Below are 22,390 nucleotides of genomic sequence, written 5' to 3' on the forward strand. Positions count from 1 at the left end.
CTTTTGATAAAATTAATTTTTATCCTTTTACAAGTATATCACCTAATATCACCAAAACGCTCTAGATAAAGAATAGTTGCTGCTGTTCGTGACGGTACTTGGAGCTTTTTGAGTAAGCTCTTCATGTGTACTTTAACCGTCGACTCTGAAATAAATAGGCGATCAGCAATCTGCTTATTGCGGAAGCCTCTTGCCACTTCTTGTAAGATCTGTGTTTCACGATCAGTCAGCGCATCAAAAATGTCCTCGTGATCAGAACGTTCACTCAAGTACTTTCTCACTTCTTGACTGTAGGCTTTGTCGCCTTGATGAGCTTGTTTTAGCAACGCCACCAGCTCCTCTGGCTCCGTGTCTTTTAATAAATAGCCATCGGCACCGCTACGCACTATGGTTTCAATATCAGCGGGACTGTCTGAAACGGTTAAGATCACAATACGAGCTTCGCAACCATCGGCACGTAGCGCTTGTAGTGTGTCTAAGCCAGACATGCCCTTCATATTAAGATCAAGAAGTACCAAATCCAGTTCCAGTTCGTGTGCGTTAGCTATCGCATCTGCGCCATTACTGACTTCTGCGACAACTTCAAACTCTGGCTCGAAGCTTAAGAGTTGATGAATACCTCGGCGCATGAGTGGATGGTCGTCCACCAGCATTACTTTACACACTGTCACTGTTTACTTCCTTACTATGTTGGAATTCGAGTTTGACGGTACAACCTTTATTTATCGATGCTTCGATGTGAAGATCGGCGTGCAGCCTCGCCGCACGCTCTTGCATGATACTCATACCGTAATGATTAAGTTTTTCGTCTTGATGTTCAAAACCTATTCCATCGTCTGTGACGCTGACTGTTATTTTTCCATTATTATCAAGGCATTGAATATGAATATTATCCGCTTTCGCGTGTTTGATGGCATTAATTGCGGCTTCTCTTATCAACTGTAGTAAATGCACCTGTTGATGTGCGTTCAATTCGGTTGATGAGATACCATTTTTCAAAGAGATCTCTGCCGAGGTTTGTTCGTTCAGGCTTTCAACCATGTCTTGTAGTGCCTGACCAAAACCGGCCTCTTTTATTGTCAGACGAAATGTCGTCAGAAGCTCTCGCAGTTGAGTGTAAGCAGCAGACAAACCAGTATCTAACTCGGCTATGACTTGGTTGGCCTGTGTAATCGCACTTTCATCGGGTAAGTTTTTCACGCTTCTCTTAAGCAAAGCTACTTGGATTTTTAGGTAAGAAAGCGCCTGAGCTAGAGAGTCATGGAGCTCTCTTGCAATCGTCGCACGTTCTTCCATCAACAAAATCTGTTCTGCTTGTCGCTGGGCACGATTATAATATACGGCTCGTGAAAGAATCTGCACAAAGTTGTCAATGAGCGCCTCATTGGGACAAGGTAGCCCGGCTTTCCAGTATAAGTACCCGAGATGCTCGCCATCTAAAGTCATCGCTTTGGTGTGACACTGATTATCGCAGTCATGACAACATTCTTCCCCTTCCATCAATATCCAACTTGGCTCGCCCAGTTGCTCGATTTCAAGTTTGACGGCCTTAATGCCTTCTAAGCTCGCAATATGCTGTAAAATGGCCTGAAAATTATCTTGATTAATACGCGATGCCGTTAGCTCTTTAGAAGAGTCATACAACACCTCAAGCGATTGATTCGCATGTTGCAACTTCCGAGTTTTCTCATCAACAGCTTGTTCTAACCCGCGGTACAGCTTGCCAAGATCCGCCGCCATTTGGTTAAAAGTTCGGGTAAGGATTCCCATTTCATTATCACTGGATACGGCAAGTGATACATCAAAAGAACGGTTTTTGATCTGTTCACTAGCAAAGACTAACGCCCGTAAAGGCCTCACCACTTCAAGCCGAACAAAGTAAACAACAAACATACTGACGCAAAGGATGCCACCAAGCCCTAACCCACCAATCCAAGCTAAGTTCATCAGCTTCTGTTCTGAAAAATTTTGCAGTTTGAAAACAAACTCATCTATCTGTTGTACAAACCCTGCGACGAGTTGTTGATACTCCTCCGGATCATCGCCTTGTAAAACCGATTTAAGATCGTGCCATCTCATGATTAACCGGTAGTAATCTTGCGTTATGTCTTTTGGCACAGACCAATGCTGCAGTGCCTTCATTGAAGGCGAATAAATCGAATATTCGAATGTGTCAATATGTGAAGAGTAATCAACCGATTTTATCTGTATATCGTGTGCCAGGCGGTAGCTTTGCATCCGCATTGAGCCGGCCACATTAACCGCCTCGGCATCGTTCAAACTGGATGCTAAAGTAAAAATTGCAAAACCAGTGGTTGCAACCGACAACAACAAGATAACGAGCATTGCGGACGCAATCGTACGCGTCACTGACTTTTTCACATTTTTAAACAATCTGAATCCTCGCCTATTCATTGCCAACTCATGTGAGCAACGAACCCATTAGTTTGCAACTTTATCAATATGTGATCACCTACGCCGGAATTTATTGATCCAAAACAATATTGCCCCCTATTTACCCCCTAAGAGGTATTTATACAAATATGTCAAAAACTACAATTTCATTAACTTTAATGACAGTTTATTAATGAAAGCTGTGGGCTATGCTTAGCTCAGGTTCCAAGTTTCGAGGTGACTAAGTGGTAGATCTTTCCAGAAGAAGGTTCTTTGCAAGAAAAACACTCACCGATAACACCGCGCGTCTGCCTTGGTTAGCCCAACCAGAACGCTTTACGGATGATTGTACACGTTGCGGAAAGTGCATTGATGCCTGTGAAACGAAAATTATAACCAAAAGTGATGGCGGATTCCCGTCAGTCGATTTTTCTATCGATGAGTGCACATTTTGCTATCAGTGTGCCGATGCGTGTCCAGAGCCGCTTTTCTTACCTAAGACAGAGCAACCTTGGCAAGCAAAGGCCAATATTAAAGACTCTTGCTTAGCCAAACAGAATGTCGAATGTCGAAGTTGTGGGGATATGTGCGACCCAATGGCGATCCAGTTCAAGTTAGAGCTAGGAAAAGTAGCACAACCCAATTTAGACCTTGATGAGTGTAACGGCTGCGGCGCCTGTGTTTCTGTGTGCCCGACTTCATCCATCAATGTGAGCAATATAACAGCCTAAGTCGTATGTCGTCGATCAAAGGCAATAAATGAGAGAGCTATATGTCGCTAAACGAAGTGCATATTTCAAGTCTGGTCGTACACGTACTGCCAGAGCACCTAGATGACATCAAAAAACAGATTGAGGCACATGAAAATGCAGAAATCTACGGTGACAGTCCAGAAGGCAAAATCGTGGTGGTGCTTGAAACCAAGAATCAAGGATTCATCACTGACACTATCGATGCCATTAATAATTTACCGAATGTCTTAAGCACAGTATTGGTCTATCACCAAATCGAAACTGCGCTTGAAGAAACAGATGAAGAAGACACTAGAACACCACATTCCCAAATCGAGGGTGAAGTATGAAAATGACAAGACGTGCGTTTGTGAAAGCAAACGCAGCTGCATCAGCGGCTGCTGTCGCAGGTGTGACACTACCAGCATCCGCTACCAACTTGATTGCAAGCTCTGATCAAACCAAGATCACATGGGACAAAGCACCTTGTCGTTTCTGCGGTACTGGTTGCTCTGTTCTTGTTGGGACTCAAAACGGCAAAGTAGTAGCAACACAAGGTGATCCAGAAGCCCCAGTAAACAAAGGCTTAAACTGCATTAAAGGTTATTTCCTTTCTAAGATCATGTACGGTCAAGACCGTTTAACTCAACCTTTACTGCGCATGAAAAATGGCAAATACCATAAAGAAGGGGATTTTACTCCCGTCTCTTGGGATGACGCTTTTGATATCATGGCCGAAAAATGGAAAGCCTCCCTCGAGAAAAAAGGCCCGACGAGCGTTGGGATGTTTGGTTCTGGTCAATGGACCGTGATGGAAGGTTACGCCGCCTCTAAAATGATGAAAGCGGGCTTTCGCTCTAACAATATCGATCCAAACGCACGTCACTGTATGGCGTCAGCAGTAGTGGGCTTTATGCGGGCTTTTGGTATTGATGAACCAATGGGCTGTTATGATGACTTCGAGAACGCAGATACATTCGTTCTTTGGGGATCAAATATGGCAGAAATGCACCCCGTTTTGTGGACTCGTATTACTGACCGTCGATTAAGCTACCCTCACGTGAAAGTAAACGTACTTTCTACTTACTACCATCGTTCATTTGAGTTGGCAGATCACGGCTACATTTTTAACCCACAGTCTGACCTCGCGATTGCTAACTACATCGCAAACTACATCATTGAAAACGATGCTGTGAATTGGGATTTTGTGAATAAACACACGAACTTTACCCAAGCAGACATCGATATCGGTTACGGCCTGCGTGACGATGACCCGCTTCAGACAGCTGCGAAGAACCCGAACTCTGGCAAATTGACATCAACCTCTTTCGAAGAGTACAAACAATCAGTCGCGCCATACACGGTAGAGAAAGCGTCTGAGATCTCTGGTGTTGAGAAAGAAAAGCTGATCGAGCTTGCAAAACAATACGCGGATCCAAACACCAAAGTGATGTCGCTGTGGACTATGGGTATGAACCAACATACTCGCGGTGTGTGGATGAACAACTTGGTGTACAACCTTCACCTGCTAACAGGTAAGATTTCGACTCCGGGCAACAGCCCCTTCTCACTAACGGGTCAGCCTTCCGCTTGTGGTACGGCACGTGAAGTTGGTACTTTTGCGCACCGTTTACCAGCAGACATGGTGGTAGCAAACCCTAAACACCGTCAGATAGCAGAGAAGATCTGGAAACTACCTGAAGGTACTATTCCGCCAAAACCCGGCTTTCACGCCGTACTACAAGACCGTATGTTGAATGACGGCGTTCTGAACTGTTACTGGGTGCAATGTAATAACAACATGCAAGCAGGCCCGAACATCAACGCCGAACGCATACCTGGTTACCGTAACCCAGAGAACTTCATTGTGGTTTCTGACCCTTATCCGACCGCAACAGCGCAAGCGGCTGACCTTATCCTGCCAACGGCAATGTGGATTGAGAAAGAAGGCGCTTACGGTAACGCAGAGCGTCGTACCCAAGCTTGGTACCAACAAGTTGGTACGGTTGGCGAAGCCAAATCTGACTTATGGCAGGTCATGGAATTCTCTAAACGCTTCAAGATAGAAGAAGTATGGCCCGAAGATCTCTTAAACAAAGCGCCTGAACTGCGCGGTAAAACCATGTTCGACGTACTCTACCAAAATGGTAACGTTGACAAATTCCCTGTTGAAGAAGCGCGCACGTTGAATGATGAATCTCACCATTTCGGCTTCTACGTACAGAAAGGCCTGTTCGAAGAATACGCAACGTTTGGCCGCGGTCACGGTCACGACTTAGCACCTTACGATGTCTACCATACTGTACGTGGTCTGCGTTGGCCTGTTGTTGATGGTAAAGAAACTCTATGGCGCTTTAAAGAAGGGTCAGATCCATACGCAAAAGCAGGTTCAGGTTGGGATTTCTACGGTAATGCAGATGGTAGAGCGAAGATTATCTCAGCGCCATACGAAGCGCCACCAGAGGTGCCAGATGCCGAGCACGATCTATGGCTATGTACCGGACGGGTTCTTGAGCACTGGCACACAGGCACCATGACACGCCGTGTCCCTGAACTGTACAAAGCAGTACCAGATGCGGTGTGTTATATGCACCCAGAGGATGCAAACGCACGTAACGTTCGCCGCGGTGAAGAGGTGCTGATTGCCAACAAGCGTGGTGAGGTTCGCGTTCGTGTTGAAACCCGCGGTCGTAATCGTCCGCCAAAAGGTTTGGTCTTCGTACCGTTCTTTGATGCTCGTATTTTGATTAACAAGCTTATCCTTGATGCAACTGACCCACTGTCCAAACAGACAGACTTTAAGAAGTGTCCGGTCAAAATCACTAAGGTTGCTTAACCTTCAAATATCGACTGCTAAGGCCGTCATTACACGGCGGCCTGATAAAGAATTTAAGCCATAAAGGCGGAGATGAAATGATGAAAAAATTACTTGTCGCACTTTTATCTGTAGGTGCTTTAGTGACAGGCATTGCGCAAGCTGAGTTGGATAACCCTGGCGGCATTGGTGGACTAGAGTCTCTACGTGGAATGTCCCAACTTGAAGAAACACGCCCAGCAGATGAGTTCAAAGACTTCCCGAAAGATCAAATTGTTGAAGATAGCTTTGTTTATCAACCACCATTGATTCCACACAGTATTCGTCACTACGAAGTGTCTTTGAATGCGAATAAATGTCTTGCGTGTCATAGCTGGAAAAATGCCAAAGAATCAGGCGCCACAAAAATCAGCGTAACTCACTACGTTAACCGAGAAGATGCAGTATTGGCAGATATGTCGCCTCGTCGATACTTCTGTTTACAATGCCACGTTCCACAAACTAATGCTCAGCCATTAGTGGAAAACAAGTTTGAGGCAGTTGATTCGCTTCAGTAATTGAAACGCGAGTACTAAGAGGTTATTTATGAAAATACTTAAAGCGTTTTGGAAAAGACTGAAAAGCCCGAGTAAAGCCGCTGCAGGCGTGGTTTTATTCCTTGGTTTTGCCGGCGGTCTGCTGTTCTGGGGCGCATTCAACACGGGTATGGAAGCGACCAATACCGAAGAATTCTGCTCGGGGTGTCACGCACCAATCGTTGCAGAAATCAAAGAAACAATTCATTACTCTAACCGCTCAGGGGTTCGAGCCATTTGTTCAGATTGTCACGTTCCTCATGAATGGACCGATAAAATCGTGCGTAAAGTTCAGGCGTCTAAAGAGCTGTTTGCTCATTACGTTCTGCGTACTATCGATACACCAGAGAAGTTCCAAGAACGTCGTGGTTACCTTGCTGAGCGAGAGTGGGCACGGATGAAGAAGAACGATTCTCTTGAATGTCGAAACTGTCACGAGTTCGATTACATGGACTACTCCCAGCAGGGTTCTCGTGCCGCAGAACAACACTCTACGGCACTGGCTTCTGGTGAGAAAACCTGTGTGGACTGTCACAAAGGTATCGCGCACAAATTACCAGACATGAGCGGCGTTGAAGGCTGGCATTAAAAAGGAGACTAACCATGAGTACATTCGAATCTGTGATTTGGCATATCCTTGGATACAGTGCCATGCCAGTCATTATTCTTTCCGGTTTTGTGGCAGTAGCAGCAATCTCTCTCTGGCTATTGTCATTCGGTAAGGATAAAGAGGTGTAACTTAGCCGTTAATACACCTCTCCCCCGTCAACTTTGCCTATTTGTTGAAAAAAAAGCGCTGAGTATTCACTCGGCGCTTTTCTTTTTATATTTAGGGGCCACGAGAGTCGTCTGGTTCATATGTGCGACAGTGGTCATTAATCTGAAGTTGGGATAATTAAAGCGTATTGCCTCGTCTCACAACTGGTTAGCCATAAAAAAAGCGGCCATGTCGACCGCTAACGTTTACTACTATAGGGAGTTGTTTAAGACTCTTTTATTGGCAGAACCTGCTTAACATATTGTCCAGGTGCCTCATCAATTACTGGGTGGCTTTCCGACCCTGTAGAGAACGGTTCTAACTGCTCTTTGGGATTAAATTGTAGTAACCATTCGTCCCAATGAGTCCACCAAGAACCTTCTTTACGCTCAGCATTATTTAACCACTCCTCAGCAGAGTCATCGAGGGTATCATTCAGCCAGTAACCATATTTATTTTTCGCCGGAGGGTTCACAATACCCGCAATGTGGCCTGATTCACCAAGAACAAATGTCTTGTTACCGCCAGTATTAAGTGCACCACGATAAGTCCCTTGCCATAACGCAATATGGTCTTCTTTAGTGGATACAAAATAGCTAGGAATTTTTATCTTGTTGAGATCAATCCATACACCACCAATTTTCACCCCTTTATCTTGCACCAACTTATTCTCAAGGTAGAGCTCACGAAGCAAGAAGTTATGGCTGGCAGCGCTTACGTTCGTGCTATCACTGTTCCAGTACAACAAGTCAAAATCTACGGGGCTATTGCCTTTAAGGTAATTGTCCACATAGTAGTTCCAGTACAAGCTGTTTTCGCGCAGTAGGCTGAACGTCACACTTAAAGAACGACCATCCATATACCCTTTTGCGTTGTTTTGCGCCTCTATAGCACCAACAATAGTGTCATTAATGTATGCTCCAACTTCTCCTGGCTGAGAGAAATCTAATAGCGTCGTAAAGAATGTGGCCGACTTAATACGCTTTTTCATTCGTTTCGCGGCGTAGTACGCAACCGTACTCGCGAGAACGGTACCACCAATACAATAACCCGCAGCGTTGATCTGTTCTTGTCCAGTGATATCTTCAATTGCAGCAACAGCCTTCACCACTCCTTCTGTAACATAATCGCCAAACTCCACATGCGCTTGTGCCTTTCCAGGGTTGCGCCATGAGATCATGAATACGCTGTGACCTTGTTCTAGCAGCCATCGAACCATCGAGTTTTTTGCGGTTAGATCGAGAATGTAATACTTATTGATGAAAGGCGGGACGATAAGCAGTGGTGTGGCATTCACCTTTTCCGTTAAAGGACGATATTGGATCAGCTCAAAAAGCTCACTCTTAAACACTACGTCACCAGCGGTGGTAGCCACATTCTCACCCACACGGAAAGCGTTATTGTTAGTCATTCGCACTTTCAAAATATCCGCACTTGACTCAACGTCCTCTTTCAACTGCTCTAAGCCAGCAAGTAGATTTTGGCCATTCTGCTCAAGTGTCAACTTTAAAAGTTCAGGGTTCGTTGCGATGAAATTCGAAGGGGACAGTGCATTGATGGCTTGACGAGAAAAGAAAAGAATACGTTCCTTTGATTTTTCATCCAAGCCCTCTAGCGACTCGATGGTGTCTAGATAAGTCTTACTGAATAACAGGTAGGATTGCTTGATAAAGCTGTACATCGCTTCATTTTGCCACGCTTCGTTTGAAAAACGCTTATCGCCTTTTTCGGCTTCAATGACTTGAGTTTGGTTACCAGCTAACGCCACATTCTGCCAAATTTGTAACTGTTGTTCCCACCACTCTGCTTGTAGTTTCAAAATCGAAGCAGGTTGATTCGCAGTTTGTTCGAACAGCTTAGCAGCGTCCTCAAAGTTCACTTCTTGCATGGCCTTGTTTAAAGGAGAATTCACGACTGCCTTGTTGACTTCGAAATCATGCCACCATTGTTGATTGGTTTGTTGAAGCTTCACAAGATAGTCCGAAAAGAAGTGCTGAAACATAGTCTTACTCCTATATTCGGAAAAAACAACGCCGCCCAAGCTTAGGGCGGCGAGAATCGGACAAATTACACTGGAGTAACAGTCTTTAGATTTTCCGAAGTCATTTTCTCAACGTCTTCTTTGAATTCTTTTGCAATAGATTGCAGCTTATTGCTGTCATCCATCATTTGTTGAGAAAGTTTAGTAAGTACGCTTAGTTGCTGGCTATTGAAAGCCGTAAGAGAAGCCACATCTTTGATTTCTGACGCTGCCTTCATTTGGTTCATACCTAATTCACTGTAAGTGCGAATTGCGTTCAGTTGAAGTTCGGTAAGCACTTCTACGTTTTTCGTTACTAGCTTATTGAACTTCAAGTATGGTTCTAGATTCTTTTCAGTTTGATCGCTAAATGTTTTGAAGAAATCAGTGTACATTGTGTATCTCCTAGATAAAATTTGAAAATGTCCGTTTAAATAATTACTTAACTGCTTTTATAACCACAGCCGTCCCCATGCCACCGCCTACACAGAGTGATGCGACACCATATTGACCATTTTGCTTTTGAAGTTCATGAACAAGCGTAACCAGAATTCGGTTACCAGAAGCCCCGAGTGGATGACCCAGTGCAATCGCCCCGCCATTAACGTTCGCTTTGTCTTGAATTTCGTTCACCGAAACTTGATTCGTCTCAGCTAACTTGTGAATTACCCCAAGTGCTTGCGCAGCGAACGCCTCATTCAGTTCATAAACATCAACATCGTTGGTAGTGAGGTCTGCTTTTTGTAACGCCTTATTCACCGACTCAACAGGCCCAAGCCCCATAACTTGTGGGTCAATGCCAGACTGCGCATAGCTCACAACTTCTGCGATCGGTGTTAGTCCATGAGTTTGAACCGCACTTTCAGAAGCCACAATAATCGCACTCGCCCCATCATTAATGCCTGACGCGTTCCCTGCCGTGACTGTACCCTCACGGTCAAATGCAGGGCGCAACTTACTCAAGTTTTCTAACGTTGCATTAGGTTTCGGGTATTCGTCCGTCTCGAACAGAACGGTTTCGCGACGCTGTTTTACTTCTACTGGCACAATTTCATTTTTGAACTTGCCCGCTTCAATAGCTGCTACCGCTTTTTGTTGGCTCGCGAGCGCATATTCATCTTGCTGTTCACGCGTAAGGCCAACTTCTTTTGCTACGTTTTCTGCTGTTACGCCCATGTGATATTGATTAAAAACGTCGGTTAACCCATCAGCAACAAGCAGGTCTTTAAGTTCCATGTTGCCCATTTTATTGCCATCACGAATGCTACTTGGCGCAGCGAATGGGATTTGTGACATCACTTCTACACCTGCCGCAACAACGATCTGTGCATCGCCACTGCGGATATGCGTCACCGCATCCATCACGGCTTTCATGCCACTGCCACACACCATATTCACGCCGTAAGCAGGAACGGACTCTGGAATCCCAGCGAACAAAGCAGCCTGACGTCCAACGCCCATACCTTGTCCTGCACTGACGACATTACCGACAATCACTTCATCAATGTTGTCACCAAGTAATTTGGCCACTTCTAGTGCGCCTTTAATTGCGACCGCTGCGAGGTTGCCAGCAGACGTATTCTTTAAGCTTCCACCAAATGCACCAATCGGAGTACGTTTCGCGGCAACGATATATACTTTTTCCATCTTATCTCTCCTTACTGCATATATAAGCCGCCGTTCACCGACAATGTCTCACCAGTGATATAAGCTCCCGCATCACTCACCAAAAAACTGACAGATGATGCAATTTCTTCTGGCGTCGCAAGACGCTTCATTGGGATTTGGTTTGTGATCGACTCAAGGACTTCTGGTTTCATTTGCTCGACCATTGGCGTACCAGTATAACCCGGAGCAATGACATTGACGGTTACACCAGATCGAGCACCTTCGTAAGCTAATGCTTTAGAAAAACCAATCATCCCTGCTTTAGCCGCTGAATAGTTAGCTTGCCCAAACTGCCCTTTAAGACCATTAACGGAGGAGATATTGATGACACGACCACCGCCCTTTTCGCACATTGCGGCAAACAGTGGTTGCGTGACATTGAATAAACTATTGAGGTTGGTATTAATGACGTCATTCCAAGCTTGCGCAGTCATCTTTTTAAACACGCCATCACGAGTGATACCTGCATTGTTAATAACTACATCAATGGTTCCCTCTTCCTCAAGCAATTGCGCTAGCTTTTCAGCACACTCATCAGTGTTAGTGATGTCCAAGCCAAAAAGGCGAACCTGATCTTTAGTAAATTCTTTACTGTTGAACCACTCCAACGCGCAGTCATAACTCCCTGTAGAATAAGTAGCAATTACACGGTAACCGTCATTTACTAATTGAGAGGAAATAGCAGAACCAATTCCGCCTTTTGATCCAGTGATCAAAGCGACTTTATTCATTAAAGACTCCATTCTTTACGGCATTTAAAGCAAACTGAATAAATGGTGAATACATTCACCAATTAATAATGTGTTTATTTATTTTTTTAGCAACAAATCCTAAGATGCTTATTATTTAAGTTAACTCACAAATCTTACATTTCAAATAAAACGCGAATACATTTACATAAGGTTGATTGAGATCTCGTTACGCATGAAATGTTATAAAATGGTTAACACTTCATAAGCTATTGTTTTTAAATAACTCACTTAAATACAATCTTGTCAAAAAAATCACTTATCTACTTTATATCAGAGACTTAAGCTCAATCCCCTCCCGTTACATTATCTCATGACTTACGGTACACTCCCTAACTTAAGGTATACCCTTAGAAAAGGACTAGAATAATGATTAAATTGAATACAAACCATTATCATTGATATGATGTCATTACTATTTTAATGACTAAAAAGATATTAATAGAAATACTTTAATTAGTGCACAAACGAAAACTATATAAAGACAACGTATAACGTATCTTGTTGGTGTAAAGCGCACTATTATGAACAATTAATTAAAGTATCATTTAATTTTATTTAAGTATCCGTGTGACTTCAGTTAAAGATTTTATAGGCTAAATAAGATCACAGGCCGCTCTTACTAACCAACCTCCCGCTCAACTTTTAATTGGCGTACCTGACCCATAACTTTGTTCATAGTTTTCAGCTCGTGCCTCATTCGCTGAACATTGTTACTGCTCAGCATTTTTCGGCGAGGGGTAGGAATGGAATGACTGACTTTGCGTCAACACGGTCCTCTTTAAGTGCAAGATGATCGTGGCTTTAGGTATGTGCTTTATAAAGAATTTTGTGCGTATGGTAACGCAGCGGAGGGGCTGAATCAGCATGATGATATGCGCAGCCACAGAATAAGGCAGTGGTTTCGTGGGTGTATCGCACTTAAGAAATAATCAAGGTGCTTCATTCTTGAGAATTAAGCACCTTCAACGGTTGCAGTTAGTAACACACTTTATTAATGGTTATTCCCAGTCTAGGATAACTTTGCCAGACTGACCGCTACGCATGACGTCAAAACCTTGTTGGAAGTCATCAATCTTGTAATGGTGCGTGATGATTGGCGTCAGATCCAGACCCGATTGAATCAATGAGGCCATCTTGTACCAAGTTTCAAACATTTCACGACCATAGATACCTTTAATCACCAGACCTTTGAAAATCACTTGGTTCCAGTCGATACCCATGTCTGATGGCGGAATACCAAGTAAGGCGATACGACCGCCGTGGTTCATCGTCGCGAGCATTGAGTTAAACGCTGATGGGTTACCAGACATTTCTAGACCTACGTCAAAGCCTTCTGTCATGCCTAGTTCTGCCATTACGTCTTCTAGTTTCTCTTCCGCTACGTTAACTGCGCGCGTAACGCCCATTTTACGTGCAAGACCTAAGCGATATTCGTTAACGTCGGTGATCACCACGTGGCGAGCACCAACGTGCTTCGCAACTGCCGCCGCCATGATGCCGATAGGGCCAGCACCAGTAATAAGCACGTCTTCACCGACAAGATCAAAAGAAAGCGCGGTATGTACTGCGTTACCAAACGGGTCAAAAATAGACGCGAGATCATCAGAAATCTCATCGGGGATCTTAAACGCGTTAAACGCCGGGATCACCAAGTACTCTGCGAACGCACCTTCACGGTTTACACCCACACCGATCGTGTTGCGACATAGGTGAGTACGACCGCCACGACAGTTACGGCAGTGACCACAAGTGATGTGACCTTCACCAGATACACGGTCACCGATTTCAAAGCCACGAACTTCCTGACCAATCGCTACCACTTCACCCACGTATTCGTGACCAACAACCATAGGTACTGGAATGGTTTTTTGTGACCATTCGTCCCAATTATAAATGTGTACGTCGGTGCCACAGATTGCGGTTTTCTTAATTTTGATCAAAATGTCATTGTGACCAATTTCTGGCTTCTCAACCTCGGTCATCCAGATGCCTTCTTCAGGCTTTAGCTTTGATAACGCTTTAATTTTCATAATGTAACCTTAACTAAAGGCCCTAGTTCCTAGGACCTGAAACCTTAAATAAGACCCATGTCCTTACCAACTTCGATGAACACATCAATTGCACGGTCTAACTGTTCACGTGAGTGTGCCGCTGACATTTGAGTGCGGATACGCGCTTGACCTTTTGGTACGACAGGGAACGAGAAGCCGATTACGTAAATACCTTTTGCTAACGCACGCTCAGCAAACTCTGCTGCAACTTTTGCATCACCTAGCATGATTGGGATGATTGCATGGTCAGCGCCACCCATGGTGAAACCTGCCGCTTCCATACGAGTGCGGAAGTGCGCGGCATTTTCCCAAAGACGATCACGTAGATCGCCGCTCTCTTCTAATAGATCTAGAACGCGGATAGACGCACTGACAATTGCAGGCGCGACAGAGTTAGAAAATAGGTATGGTCGAGAACGCTGACGTAACCAGTCGATCACTTCTTTCTTGCCAGACGTATAACCGCCGGATGCACCACCCATCGCTTTACCAAGCGTACCGGTGATGAGGTCAATACGGTCGACTACATTGTGGTATTCGTGCGTACCTGCACCCGTTTTACCCATAAAACCAACCGCATGAGAGTCATCGACCATAGTCAATGCACCGTACTTATCTGCAAGGTCACAGATGGCAGGAAGGTTTGCTACAACACCATCCATTGAAAATACACCGTCGGTGACGATAAGAATGTGGCGTGCGCCCGCTTCTTTAGCCGCGACCAATTGTTGCTCAAGCTCTTGCATATTGTTATTTGAGTAGCGGAAACGCATTGCTTTACAAAGGCGTACACCATCGATGATTGACGCATGGTTTAATGCATCAGAAATAATAGCGTCTTCTTTCCCTAGTATCGTTTCAAATAAACCAGTGTTTGCATCAAAACATGAGGTGTAAAGAATCGTGTCTTCTTTACCTAGGAACTTAGACAACTTCTGCTCGAGCTCTTTGTGGATGTTTTGAGTGCCACAAATAAAACGAACTGATGCCATACCAAAACCGTGCTCGTCCATTCCAGCTTTACCTGCTTCAATAAGCGCAGGATGGTTAGCAAGGCCCAGATAATTATTTGCACAAAAGTTAAGGACTTCTTCACCGCTAGCGATTTTCACAGCGGCTTGCTGTTGAGATGTGATAACACGCTCGGCCTTATAAAGACCTTCAGTCTTCACTTCTTCAATTTGCTGCTGAATCTGTTGGTAAAATGCAGAAGACATTTGAAATTCCTTCCTGGTTGTTGTGGCGAGTGTTTACTCGTTCCGAATTTGATTGAGCCTTTATGTGACGGGCATCACAGGCTATCGTTTATCAATTAAGTGTAGTGTAATTCAAGGGGAGGAAAACGATTATACCTCAAAGTGGAAAAGCATTAGTGAATCTGAAGCACGAATCCAAATAATGCTTTTCTATGAGGTTGTAACAAAAGGATTTATCGCCAAGTTGGTTGCTTGAGTAAAGCTTCAAACTCCTTCGCTGGCACTGGTCGACTATAATAGAAACCTTGGCCGAACTCACAATTTAGCTCATTGAGGTAATCCACATGGCTAGACTCTTCAATGCCTTCTGCAATTATTTTTAAATTCAACGCCTTTGCCATCGCAATAATCACGTTAACCAACTCGCGGTCTGAATCATTCTCAAAAACATTCTGCAAAAAACTACGATCTATTTTAAGACGGTCGAATGGAAATTTCTGCAAATAACTGAGCGCCGAGTAGCCTGTGCCAAAGTCATCAATCGTCAACTTGGTTCCCAGTGCGCGTAAGTTATTTAACATGTCTAACAACTCTAAATCATGGTTAAACAGCAAACTCTCCGTGACCTCAACATCGAACTTATCGGCAGAAAGCCCCGACTCCGTTAGACTTTGTTTAATGAACGCAAGCAGACGTTCACAGTAACGGAACTGGACACTGGAAAAGTTCACCGACACAAAAAGAGGCGTGATCGTCTGCCATTGTGCCGCTTGATAACACGCTTGCTGAATCGCAAATTCACCGATTTGATGAATGAGACCGTTTTTCTCTGCAATAGAGATAAACTCTTCAGGGTTCACGAACCCATACTTCTCATCATTCCAGCGCATGAGAGCCTCAGCCCCCACAATTTTCCCGCTGTTTAACTCAATGATCGGCTGATAATACAGTTCGAGTAACTGGCTGGAAATAGCGTTGCGCAGTCGACTTTCTAAATCCAAATAACGCTGTAGGTTTTGGTTCATGTTGTGATTGTAAAAGCAGAACGCATCACGTCCATCTTGCTTCACTCGATACATAGCCATGTCAGCGCAAGCAAGTAACTGCTCCGCATTATCGCCGTCATCAGGGAAAACAGACATTCCAATACTGCTACTTAGGAAAAACTCATGATTATTCCACACAAACGGGTGGTTAAATGCTGACAACACGCTTGAAGCGGCACGTTTAGCCGTATTATTATCATGTAAGTCTGGGATAACCAATAGGAACTCATCACCGCCAATTCGAGCCAGTAAATCTGTTTTTCTCGCCACTTGGTGCAGTCGCTGTGCGCTCAGTTTAAGGATCTCGTCGCCGACCAAGTGACCCATGGAGTCATTAACCTGTTTAAAGTGATCCAAGTCGATGAACATCACCAGTACTTTAGAACCGCTGCGAGCGGCACGAATAAGCTCTAACGTCAATCGCTCTGAACCATGGCTACGATTCGGTAAATTCGTAAGGATGTCGTATTTCGCTTGGAAGGCGAGTTCTTTTTCGGAAGCTTTACGACGTTCGATTTCGTTAGTTAATTTTTTGTTCTGTTGAGAAAGAATATCTTTTCTTTTTTTCGCTTCTTCAAGTTTGATTTTTAATTCAATACGATTATTATTTGCAATAAATGCATAGCACAAAGCAATAACAATCATAATGGCAAGAATACTTAATCCGAGGATGAAAAGGCGAGAAGTAAAAACATCTCTTTCACTTAAGGGTTCGAACCAAGCCATTAGCTTTAAATGATGTCGCTCGACTGGAACTTCAAAGTATATTTTACCTTCCAGCTCATACGATAATAAATGACTCTCACCTTGATTCATCGTAGCGCTTTTATTGAAAGAATCCCACACCACCATATTGACATCATGTATCTTTAGCATCATGCGACTATAGCTGTCTTCGTGCTCTTGCTTGGTCAATTGTTCAATAACGACACTCTTATTAATATCGGCGATTAAAAAGGCAACCGGCTCGTCAGAGAAATTAACTTGCTTAATGACTTGAATACTCACTTCGTCATTGTCACGAGTAGCACAGACCTCTTGTGGCTGACCATCGTCTGTCATGAAGTTAGTAATATCAACGTTCTGAGGAGTATCAGAACCCGTTGTAGCAATGATCGCGCCGTCATTACCCACTAGCGTTAACTTATTGTAAATGTAGCGATTATTAATTAGCTTTTTATCAATTTTCTCATCAAAACGACGCTGCAAGTTGATCAGGCTCGCCCCCAACCCATACTCCATTGACATTCCAGAAGCTAAATTAGCGAAAAAGGTTTGCACTGTTTTATCGGTTGATAAGTTATCGATATCTTCACTGGCGATGGTAAAGAGATTATCTAGCGTGCTTGCATAACTCTTTACTTTTAAATCCAATTCTCTATATTGAGAATCTTTTAACTTATTTTGTCCAAGACTCGTTACCACAATAAGCATGGCCAAATAAATGGAAACCAATATTGCGCTTATTGTTATAATCTTCCTACTCGAGATTTTATTAACAACCTTTATCATCAATTCTTCTTACTATTCTATATAAAATAATCGTTATAAAAATAATAAATAGATGGGTAGTGTTTTTTTACTAAACTTTCATACGTCCCATCTTTTTTAATCGCATCTAAATACCGATCAAATGCGTTGCGTAATTTTGGAGAGCTTTTACGAAATGCAACAGCCATTCTTTGATTTTTAGATACCGGGCCAATGACTTTTATTTCACCAGGCCACTTCTCTAATGCGATCAAAGTATCAGCGACGTCCAACAGCGTACTTTCTGCATCATTCTTCATGATCGCGGGCACCATCTCATTCAGAAGACGAGCGCCGTCCGGCAATATGACTTCTGCGCCGGTGTCATATAGATCATAAAGGTTAGGGTCAAGGCAAGAATGTTCCAGTGCTAAGACTTCTCGCCCATCAATGAGCTGCTTAACGGCTTTAATATCTTCATCCACTGAACCACTCGGAGCGATGGGGCTCAACGTTGAATCGGTTCTGGACACTAGCCAAACGCCTGACGGGAAATAATCTTGTGAGAAGTCTACAACCTCAGCTCGCCAATCAAGAATAGTAACCCCGTTTGCAATTAAGTCGCCTTCTATGGGGACGCGTTTTCCTAACACTGCTCGTTTATTTTGGTATCGAACATCTTGGCCAGTCAGCTTGCTTACCATATTGCTCCACTGTGCTGGGACATATTCGTACCTCACACCTAACGACTGAGCAAAGCCTTTAACTATGTCGACATCTAAACCCGTCAGTGTTTGAACCTGACCTTGTTCAATATAAGAAACAAAATTGGCATAAGGTACACCGATATGGCGTAACACTCCGTTCTCGCGGATCTGTTGTAAGTCACCTGACCAAGCTGCAAAAGACATAACAGAGACCGTCATTATTGACGTTGCTGCTAGGGCTCGCTTGAGTGTTTTGAGTAACATAGTAAATATCCTTACCTTTCACAAAACGCCCATAACCATAAATGGGCGCTTTAGTGATAAACAACGCTCTTAGAACGAATAGTACAAGTTTGTAATGGCCTCAACTAGCCCTTCAACTTCTCGTTCGTCATGGAACAAGTGGGTTGAGATACGCAAAGCGTATGTATCATAGCTATCATCTTTATGTAGCTTGAAACTTGTCGTGCGGATGATGTAACCATACTCTTCTCGTAGGCGGTCTCGAAACTCGGTCAAAATCTCTTCATTGGTCACGTCATAAAATGGGTTAAACGTAGTTAATCCACTGGCTAGACCTTCCACATTGGGGGAAAATCGTTGAGCATGTGGTAGAGATTCTTGAAGCAACGTTTTACATTTACTCCCTAAGCTAAGGATGCGTTCTTGAATACGGTCGCGCCCAATTTCGTCCCACATTTTGCAGCTATCAACCAGCGCTTGTTTGGCAGGGTAATTGTCATTACCGACATACTGCATTTGTAACTGTTTACCTAAATAATCTGCGTGTGAAAGTGAAGAGTTAATCAACCATAGCGGGTTCTGTCGGTCACTCCAGTATTCATTCAAGCGGTTAGCATTATCACGCACGTATAAAATACCAGTGGCACCAGGCCCACATTGCCACTTGTGACCAGAACCTGCATAGAAGTCACAGTCGAGATCGTGGAAGTCGAGATCCAACATACCTATGGTATGCGCACCATCAACCAAAGTAGGAATGTTGTGCTCTCTTGCTAGAGAACAAATCGCCTTCGCTGGTAAAGTCGTACCTGTCTTATAAGTGATGTGAGAGAACATGATCAAACGTACATTTTGATACGCTTCAATCACTTCTCTAAACGCTTGAATGTAGTCTTCTTCTGAAACATCTTCTGTTCCGGTGAAGATGGGAAGCTGAATTTCAACCACGTTCACACCAAAACGGTGTTTGGCGATGTGCATAGGAGAAGTCGCGGCGATGTGTTCATGATGAGTGGTTAAAATGACATCGCCCGGCTCGAAGTGCAGACCATTGATGATGGAACATAGCCCATCGGTTGTGTTGCGACTTAATACAATTTCTTCTGGGTTAGCGCCAAAGCCCGGAGCCACTTCCTTGACCATTTCTGAAACATGTGGCCAAGCACCAAATTTACCTTTCATGTCCCAAGGGTATTTTGCCACCAACTTATTGTTATACTCATATTCCTCAAGCACTTGCTTTGGCATTGAGCCAGTAGTACCAATATTCATGTAAGTCGTGCGTTTGTCCAAAACGAACTGTTTTTGCACTTTACGCCAAAAGTGCTTATCGTGTTGTTTACCTAGCCTGCGGCTGCTCCAGTCAATTTTCTGTTCTCGTGCTTGAGCCACGCCAGAGAAAGCGGAAGCACTCACACCAGCAACAACTGCACCGGTTGCGCTTTTTAGAAAATGACGGCGGCTGCGATTAGTTTGAATAGATTCCTTATTGTTCATCTTTTTTCAATCCTTGTTGAAGTTAGCCATATTATTAGTTTTTAAGTGCGTAACTACCTGTTACTAAAACAGTATTAACCATTACAATTAGAAATGAACTCTTCCCACACCATTTAGTGATTTTAATTCCAGATTTCATTTGTCTTGATGATACTAGCAACACTTTATATGCTATCATGTGCTTATTGGTATCTGCATTAAAGTACTTATACGATGATTATACCAATCGTCGTTAATAACGGCTGAGCTTGCCTTGTTAATACACTCGATCACGGTGTGGTGATTTTTGATTGTGGGGTAACTACTTACCGAAGAATTCCATCTTGCTCCCAAGCACTTTCCCAACACTATATCTGCTCATGAAACCGTTAAAGAGATACCACTCAGGCGAGTCTGTTATGGATGAGTTCTCACAAAATATCGCTAAAGCGAGACAAGCACACTTGAACTCAGCGAAATCGTGCCAGACAATACCCTCCTTCTGCTTCGTAGAACTAAGTACTTATGGTTAATCCAAAACTCATCGCGCTGCTTCCTGATCTCGCGTCATTTATCTTAGTGGTGAATGAAGGCAGTTTTACCGCTGCCGCAAAAAAGCTTAGGGTGACGCCATCGGCATTGAGTAAGCTGATCACCCGCTTAGAGAAAGCACTCTCCGTCAAGCTGTTTGAGCGAACCACACGCAAACTGCTTATCACTCAAGCAGGACAAAAGGTGTATGACCAAAGCATTGCCATGGTGAACGCAGCTCAGCAAGCCGTGGAACTGTCGGCAGAGGATCACACCGAGCCCACTGGCGCACTGACAGTGGCCGCTCCAGAGGCATTCTTAAACTCAGTTCTTCAGCCGTTTGTGTTGCCATTTCTGGAGTGTTATCCAAATATTCAGCTCAAACTGCGTGCGGCTGATGGCGAAATCGACTTATTTCGTGAAGGCATTGATGTGGCATTCAAGCTGACCGACAAGCCAGACGAAAATTTAGTCTTAAAAGAGATCAGCAAAACCAACCTCGTGTTATGTGCCTCACCGGATTATCTCACTAAACACGGCACGCCAAAGCATCCGACTCAGCTTGAACAGCATGATTGTATCTACCTAGCAGAAAACGACAAAGACAACATCTGGTCGTTCTTTAAGGAAGAAGTCTTTCACTCGATTCCAGTCAGTGGTCGCTATGCCGTCAACCACTCTCAAATGCGTTTACATGGCGTAAAGGCAAGCTTGGGGATCGGCATCTTCCACGACTTTGTCATTAAAGAAGCGCTAGAACGTGGTGAAGTGGTTGAAGTATTATCTGACTGGATGATCAAGAGTAATTATCACGGCGCTATCGCGATGCAATACGCACAAACCAAGTATATGCCAGCACGCTTACGGGTATTTATCGATTTTGTTAATCAGCATTTAGTCTCAAAGGAAAGCCACCATGTTTAACGCTATTCATCACGTCGCGATCATTTGCAGCGACTACCCAACGTCTAAACGCTTTTATACCGAAGTGCTAGGGCTGAAAATTATTGCAGAAAATTACCGCCCAGCACGAGACTCTTACAAACTTGATCTTGCCTTACCGGATGGTAGCCAAATAGAACTATTCAGTTTCCCTAACGCACCAGAAAGACCAAGCTTTCCAGAAGCGCAAGGCTTGCGCCATCTTGCTTTCCAAGTTGAAGATGTCGAGCAGGTGAAGCGCTATTTGGAAGCTAAAGGGGTGGTTGTAGAGCCGATTCGCATGGATGAGTTTACTGGCAAAGCCTTCACTTTCTTTCAAGATCCCGACGGCTTGCCATTGGAGTTATACCAAAAATAGTGTAGTGGGAAGTGAATTGTGATGGAGAGTCGAAATGCGCATTGCCAAACAAGCAAAAAGCCCGCAGAGCTGCAGGCTGATGAAGTATTTTATGCTGCTCTTTAAGCAATCAAATTTGCGTGGTGGTTAACCAAACAACTTACTCCAGATGCTTGGGTTACGCTTATCGTGGTACTCTTCACGCAGGCTGTCAATTTCACGTAATTGCGCTTTGGCCTCCGGCAGTTGTCCTGCATCCAAGTCAGCTTCAATTTTTTCCAGCTTCACTGACAGTTTGTTAAATCCTTCTAAGTAAATATCAAACTTTTCTGGTGGGTAGTGACCTCGCTTTGATTGCTCAACAATCGCTTGCAAGCTTTCAATGGCAGATTTCATGGTTGCCACATCCGACGCTTCCGCCGCTTGTTTGAATTCCAGTTTCATCTGCTTCATGTTCTGTTTTAAATCTACCGCTTCCGCCATCGCATATGTTGAGCCAAATGCAATCGCACACCCTAGAACGAAAGGACGTAACATTTTTACTTCTCCAATTTTAGTACCGAATTCTGTGTCGGCTTTGTTTACCCACATCACCCACAATGTAAAGCCTTACAAGTGGGTGATCGGTCTATTTCCGGGTCGCAGTGTAATGCAATCTCACGCTGGGTGCATACCTAAA

The 22,390-nt window shown here is 44.0% G+C and carries 20 protein-coding genes; 8 read left to right on the forward strand and 12 right to left on the reverse strand.

Translation table 11 applies throughout. The features are described 5' to 3' along the window. Positions 1-38: 38 nt before the first annotated feature. Complete coding sequence (locus tag ATG66_RS04880; RefSeq protein WP_257145716.1) at positions 39-671, reverse strand: response regulator; 633 nt, start codon at positions 669-671, stop codon at positions 39-41. Next, positions 658-2,394, reverse strand: coding sequence for a nitrate/nitrite two-component system sensor histidine kinase NarQ (gene narQ / locus ATG66_RS04885; RefSeq protein ID WP_098414227.1), 1,737 nt, complete (start codon positions 2,392-2,394; stop codon positions 658-660). Before narQ ends, ATG66_RS04880 begins: the two co-directional genes overlap by 14 nt. Before the next feature lie 245 nt (positions 2,395-2,639). Between narQ and napF the strand changes: the two genes are divergently transcribed. The 6 genes from napF (at position 2,640) to ATG66_RS04915 (ending at position 7,253) form a co-directional block, all read left to right on the forward strand. Continuing rightward, a complete protein-coding gene (gene napF / locus ATG66_RS04890) occupies positions 2,640-3,125 on the forward strand; it encodes a ferredoxin-type protein NapF (RefSeq protein ID WP_098414228.1) in 486 nt (161 codons plus the stop codon). Between the two features lie 41 nt (positions 3,126-3,166). Continuing rightward, positions 3,167-3,475, forward strand: a complete 309-nt coding sequence (locus ATG66_RS04895; RefSeq protein WP_098414229.1) for a chaperone NapD — start codon at positions 3,167-3,169, stop codon at positions 3,473-3,475. Further along, positions 3,472-5,961 carry a periplasmic nitrate reductase subunit alpha gene (gene napA / locus ATG66_RS04900; protein WP_098414230.1) on the forward strand — a complete coding sequence of 830 codons (2,490 nt, stop codon included), beginning with the start codon at positions 3,472-3,474 and terminating at the stop codon, positions 5,959-5,961. Before ATG66_RS04895 ends, napA begins: the two co-directional genes overlap by 4 nt. 80 nt (positions 5,962-6,041) lie before the next feature. Further along, positions 6,042-6,497, forward strand: a complete 456-nt coding sequence (locus ATG66_RS04905) for a nitrate reductase cytochrome c-type subunit (protein WP_098414523.1) — start codon at positions 6,042-6,044, stop codon at positions 6,495-6,497. 28 nt (positions 6,498-6,525) lie between these two features. After that, positions 6,526-7,104: a NapC/NirT family cytochrome c gene (locus ATG66_RS04910; protein WP_098414231.1), complete on the forward strand. Its 579-nt coding sequence runs from the start codon at positions 6,526-6,528 to the stop codon at positions 7,102-7,104. 14 nt (positions 7,105-7,118) lie between these two features. Further along, positions 7,119-7,253, forward strand: coding sequence for a TIGR02808 family protein (locus ATG66_RS04915; RefSeq protein ID WP_098414232.1), 135 nt, complete (start codon positions 7,119-7,121; stop codon positions 7,251-7,253). 245 nt (positions 7,254-7,498) lie between these two features. On the opposite strand, the gene phaC is transcribed toward ATG66_RS04915, so the two are convergent. The 9 genes from phaC to ATG66_RS04960 all read right to left on the reverse strand — a co-directional run bounded on the left by phaC (position 7,499) and on the right by ATG66_RS04960 (position 19,922). Then, entirely contained in the window at positions 7,499-9,274 is a 1,776-nt protein-coding gene (gene phaC / locus ATG66_RS04920) for a class I poly(R)-hydroxyalkanoic acid synthase (RefSeq protein WP_098414233.1), read from the reverse strand. A gap of 65 nt (positions 9,275-9,339) precedes the next feature. Further along, positions 9,340-9,687 (reverse strand): phasin family protein, encoded by a 348-nt coding sequence (locus ATG66_RS04925; protein ID WP_098414234.1) that lies wholly within the window; start codon positions 9,685-9,687, stop codon positions 9,340-9,342. 43 nt (positions 9,688-9,730) lie between these two features. Further along, the gene (locus tag ATG66_RS04930; RefSeq protein ID WP_098414235.1) at positions 9,731-10,939 is read right to left on the reverse strand and encodes an acetyl-CoA C-acetyltransferase; all 1,209 of its coding nucleotides are present in this window, start codon (positions 10,937-10,939) and stop codon (positions 9,731-9,733) included. An 11-nt stretch (positions 10,940-10,950) separates the two neighbouring features. Next, positions 10,951-11,691 (reverse strand): SDR family oxidoreductase, encoded by a 741-nt coding sequence (locus tag ATG66_RS04935; RefSeq protein WP_098414236.1) that lies wholly within the window; start codon positions 11,689-11,691, stop codon positions 10,951-10,953. Positions 11,692-12,710: 1,019 nt separating this feature from the next. Then, positions 12,711-13,742 carry an L-threonine 3-dehydrogenase gene (tdh, locus tag ATG66_RS04940; protein WP_098414237.1) on the reverse strand — a complete coding sequence of 344 codons (1,032 nt, stop codon included), beginning with the start codon at positions 13,740-13,742 and terminating at the stop codon, positions 12,711-12,713. A 44-nt stretch (positions 13,743-13,786) separates the two neighbouring features. After that, entirely contained in the window at positions 13,787-14,980 is a 1,194-nt protein-coding gene (locus ATG66_RS04945) for a glycine C-acetyltransferase (RefSeq protein ID WP_098414238.1), read from the reverse strand. A 212-nt stretch (positions 14,981-15,192) separates the two neighbouring features. Then, on the reverse strand, positions 15,193-17,517 hold the full coding sequence (locus ATG66_RS04950; RefSeq protein WP_098414239.1) for a putative bifunctional diguanylate cyclase/phosphodiesterase: 2,325 nt from the start codon (positions 17,515-17,517) through the stop codon (positions 15,193-15,195). A 17-nt stretch (positions 17,518-17,534) separates the two neighbouring features. Beyond that, positions 17,535-18,446: a transporter substrate-binding domain-containing protein gene (locus ATG66_RS04955; RefSeq protein WP_098414240.1), complete on the reverse strand. Its 912-nt coding sequence runs from the start codon at positions 18,444-18,446 to the stop codon at positions 17,535-17,537. Between the two features lie 69 nt (positions 18,447-18,515). Further along, complete coding sequence (locus ATG66_RS04960) at positions 18,516-19,922, reverse strand: aminotransferase class V-fold PLP-dependent enzyme (protein WP_098414241.1); 1,407 nt, start codon at positions 19,920-19,922, stop codon at positions 18,516-18,518. A 504-nt stretch (positions 19,923-20,426) separates the two neighbouring features. Here ATG66_RS04960 and ATG66_RS04965 point away from each other — a divergent pair. Together ATG66_RS04965 and gloA2 are read left to right on the forward strand one after the other, a co-directional pair. Then, positions 20,427-21,356 (forward strand): LysR family transcriptional regulator, encoded by a 930-nt coding sequence (locus ATG66_RS04965; protein WP_098414242.1) that lies wholly within the window; start codon positions 20,427-20,429, stop codon positions 21,354-21,356. Continuing rightward, a complete protein-coding gene (gene gloA2, locus ATG66_RS04970) occupies positions 21,349-21,732 on the forward strand; it encodes an SMU1112c/YaeR family gloxylase I-like metalloprotein (RefSeq protein ID WP_098414243.1) in 384 nt (127 codons plus the stop codon). Before ATG66_RS04965 ends, gloA2 begins: the two co-directional genes overlap by 8 nt. 126 nt (positions 21,733-21,858) lie before the next feature. On the opposite strand, the gene ATG66_RS04975 is transcribed toward gloA2, so the two are convergent. Then, entirely contained in the window at positions 21,859-22,248 is a 390-nt protein-coding gene (locus ATG66_RS04975; protein WP_098414524.1) for a cytochrome b562, read from the reverse strand. Between the last annotated feature and the right edge of the window lie 142 nt (positions 22,249-22,390).

Origin of the sequence: Vibrio sp. ES.051 (genome assembly GCF_002563795.1) — a bacterium.
Lineage (GTDB): Bacteria > Pseudomonadota > Gammaproteobacteria > Enterobacterales > Vibrionaceae > Vibrio.

What these genes read in the sequence shown, in the direction of transcription:
- ATG66_RS04895 (WP_098414229.1), top strand. Translation starts at nt 3,167, where the DNA reads ATGTCGCTAAACGAAGTGCATATTTCAAGTCTGGTCGTACACGTACTG.
- napA (WP_098414230.1), top strand. Translation starts at nt 3,472, where the DNA reads ATGAAAATGACAAGACGTGCGTTTGTGAAAGCAAACGCAGCTGCATCA.
- ATG66_RS04905 (WP_098414523.1), top strand. Translation starts at nt 6,042, where the DNA reads ATGAAAAAATTACTTGTCGCACTTTTATCTGTAGGTGCTTTAGTGACA.
- ATG66_RS04910 (WP_098414231.1), top strand. Translation starts at nt 6,526, where the DNA reads ATGAAAATACTTAAAGCGTTTTGGAAAAGACTGAAAAGCCCGAGTAAA.
- ATG66_RS04915 (WP_098414232.1), top strand. Translation starts at nt 7,119, where the DNA reads ATGAGTACATTCGAATCTGTGATTTGGCATATCCTTGGATACAGTGCC.
- phaC (WP_098414233.1), bottom strand. Translation starts at nt 9,274, where the DNA reads ATGTTTCAGCACTTCTTTTCGGACTATCTTGTGAAGCTTCAACAAACC.
- ATG66_RS04925 (WP_098414234.1), bottom strand. Translation starts at nt 9,687, where the DNA reads ATGTACACTGATTTCTTCAAAACATTTAGCGATCAAACTGAAAAGAAT.
- ATG66_RS04930 (WP_098414235.1), bottom strand. Translation starts at nt 10,939, where the DNA reads ATGGAAAAAGTATATATCGTTGCCGCGAAACGTACTCCGATTGGTGCA.
- ATG66_RS04935 (WP_098414236.1), bottom strand. Translation starts at nt 11,691, where the DNA reads ATGAATAAAGTCGCTTTGATCACTGGATCAAAAGGCGGAATTGGTTCT.
- tdh (WP_098414237.1), bottom strand. Translation starts at nt 13,742, where the DNA reads ATGAAAATTAAAGCGTTATCAAAGCTAAAGCCTGAAGAAGGCATCTGG.
- ATG66_RS04945 (WP_098414238.1), bottom strand. Translation starts at nt 14,980, where the DNA reads ATGTCTTCTGCATTTTACCAACAGATTCAGCAGCAAATTGAAGAAGTG.
- ATG66_RS04950 (WP_098414239.1), bottom strand. Translation starts at nt 17,517, where the DNA reads ATGATAAAGGTTGTTAATAAAATCTCGAGTAGGAAGATTATAACAATA.
- ATG66_RS04955 (WP_098414240.1), bottom strand. Translation starts at nt 18,446, where the DNA reads ATGTTACTCAAAACACTCAAGCGAGCCCTAGCAGCAACGTCAATAATG.
- ATG66_RS04960 (WP_098414241.1), bottom strand. Translation starts at nt 19,922, where the DNA reads ATGAACAATAAGGAATCTATTCAAACTAATCGCAGCCGCCGTCATTTT.
- ATG66_RS04965 (WP_098414242.1), top strand. Translation starts at nt 20,427, where the DNA reads ATGGTTAATCCAAAACTCATCGCGCTGCTTCCTGATCTCGCGTCATTT.
- gloA2 (WP_098414243.1), top strand. Translation starts at nt 21,349, where the DNA reads ATGTTTAACGCTATTCATCACGTCGCGATCATTTGCAGCGACTACCCA.
- ATG66_RS04975 (WP_098414524.1), bottom strand. Translation starts at nt 22,248, where the DNA reads ATGTTACGTCCTTTCGTTCTAGGGTGTGCGATTGCATTTGGCTCAACA.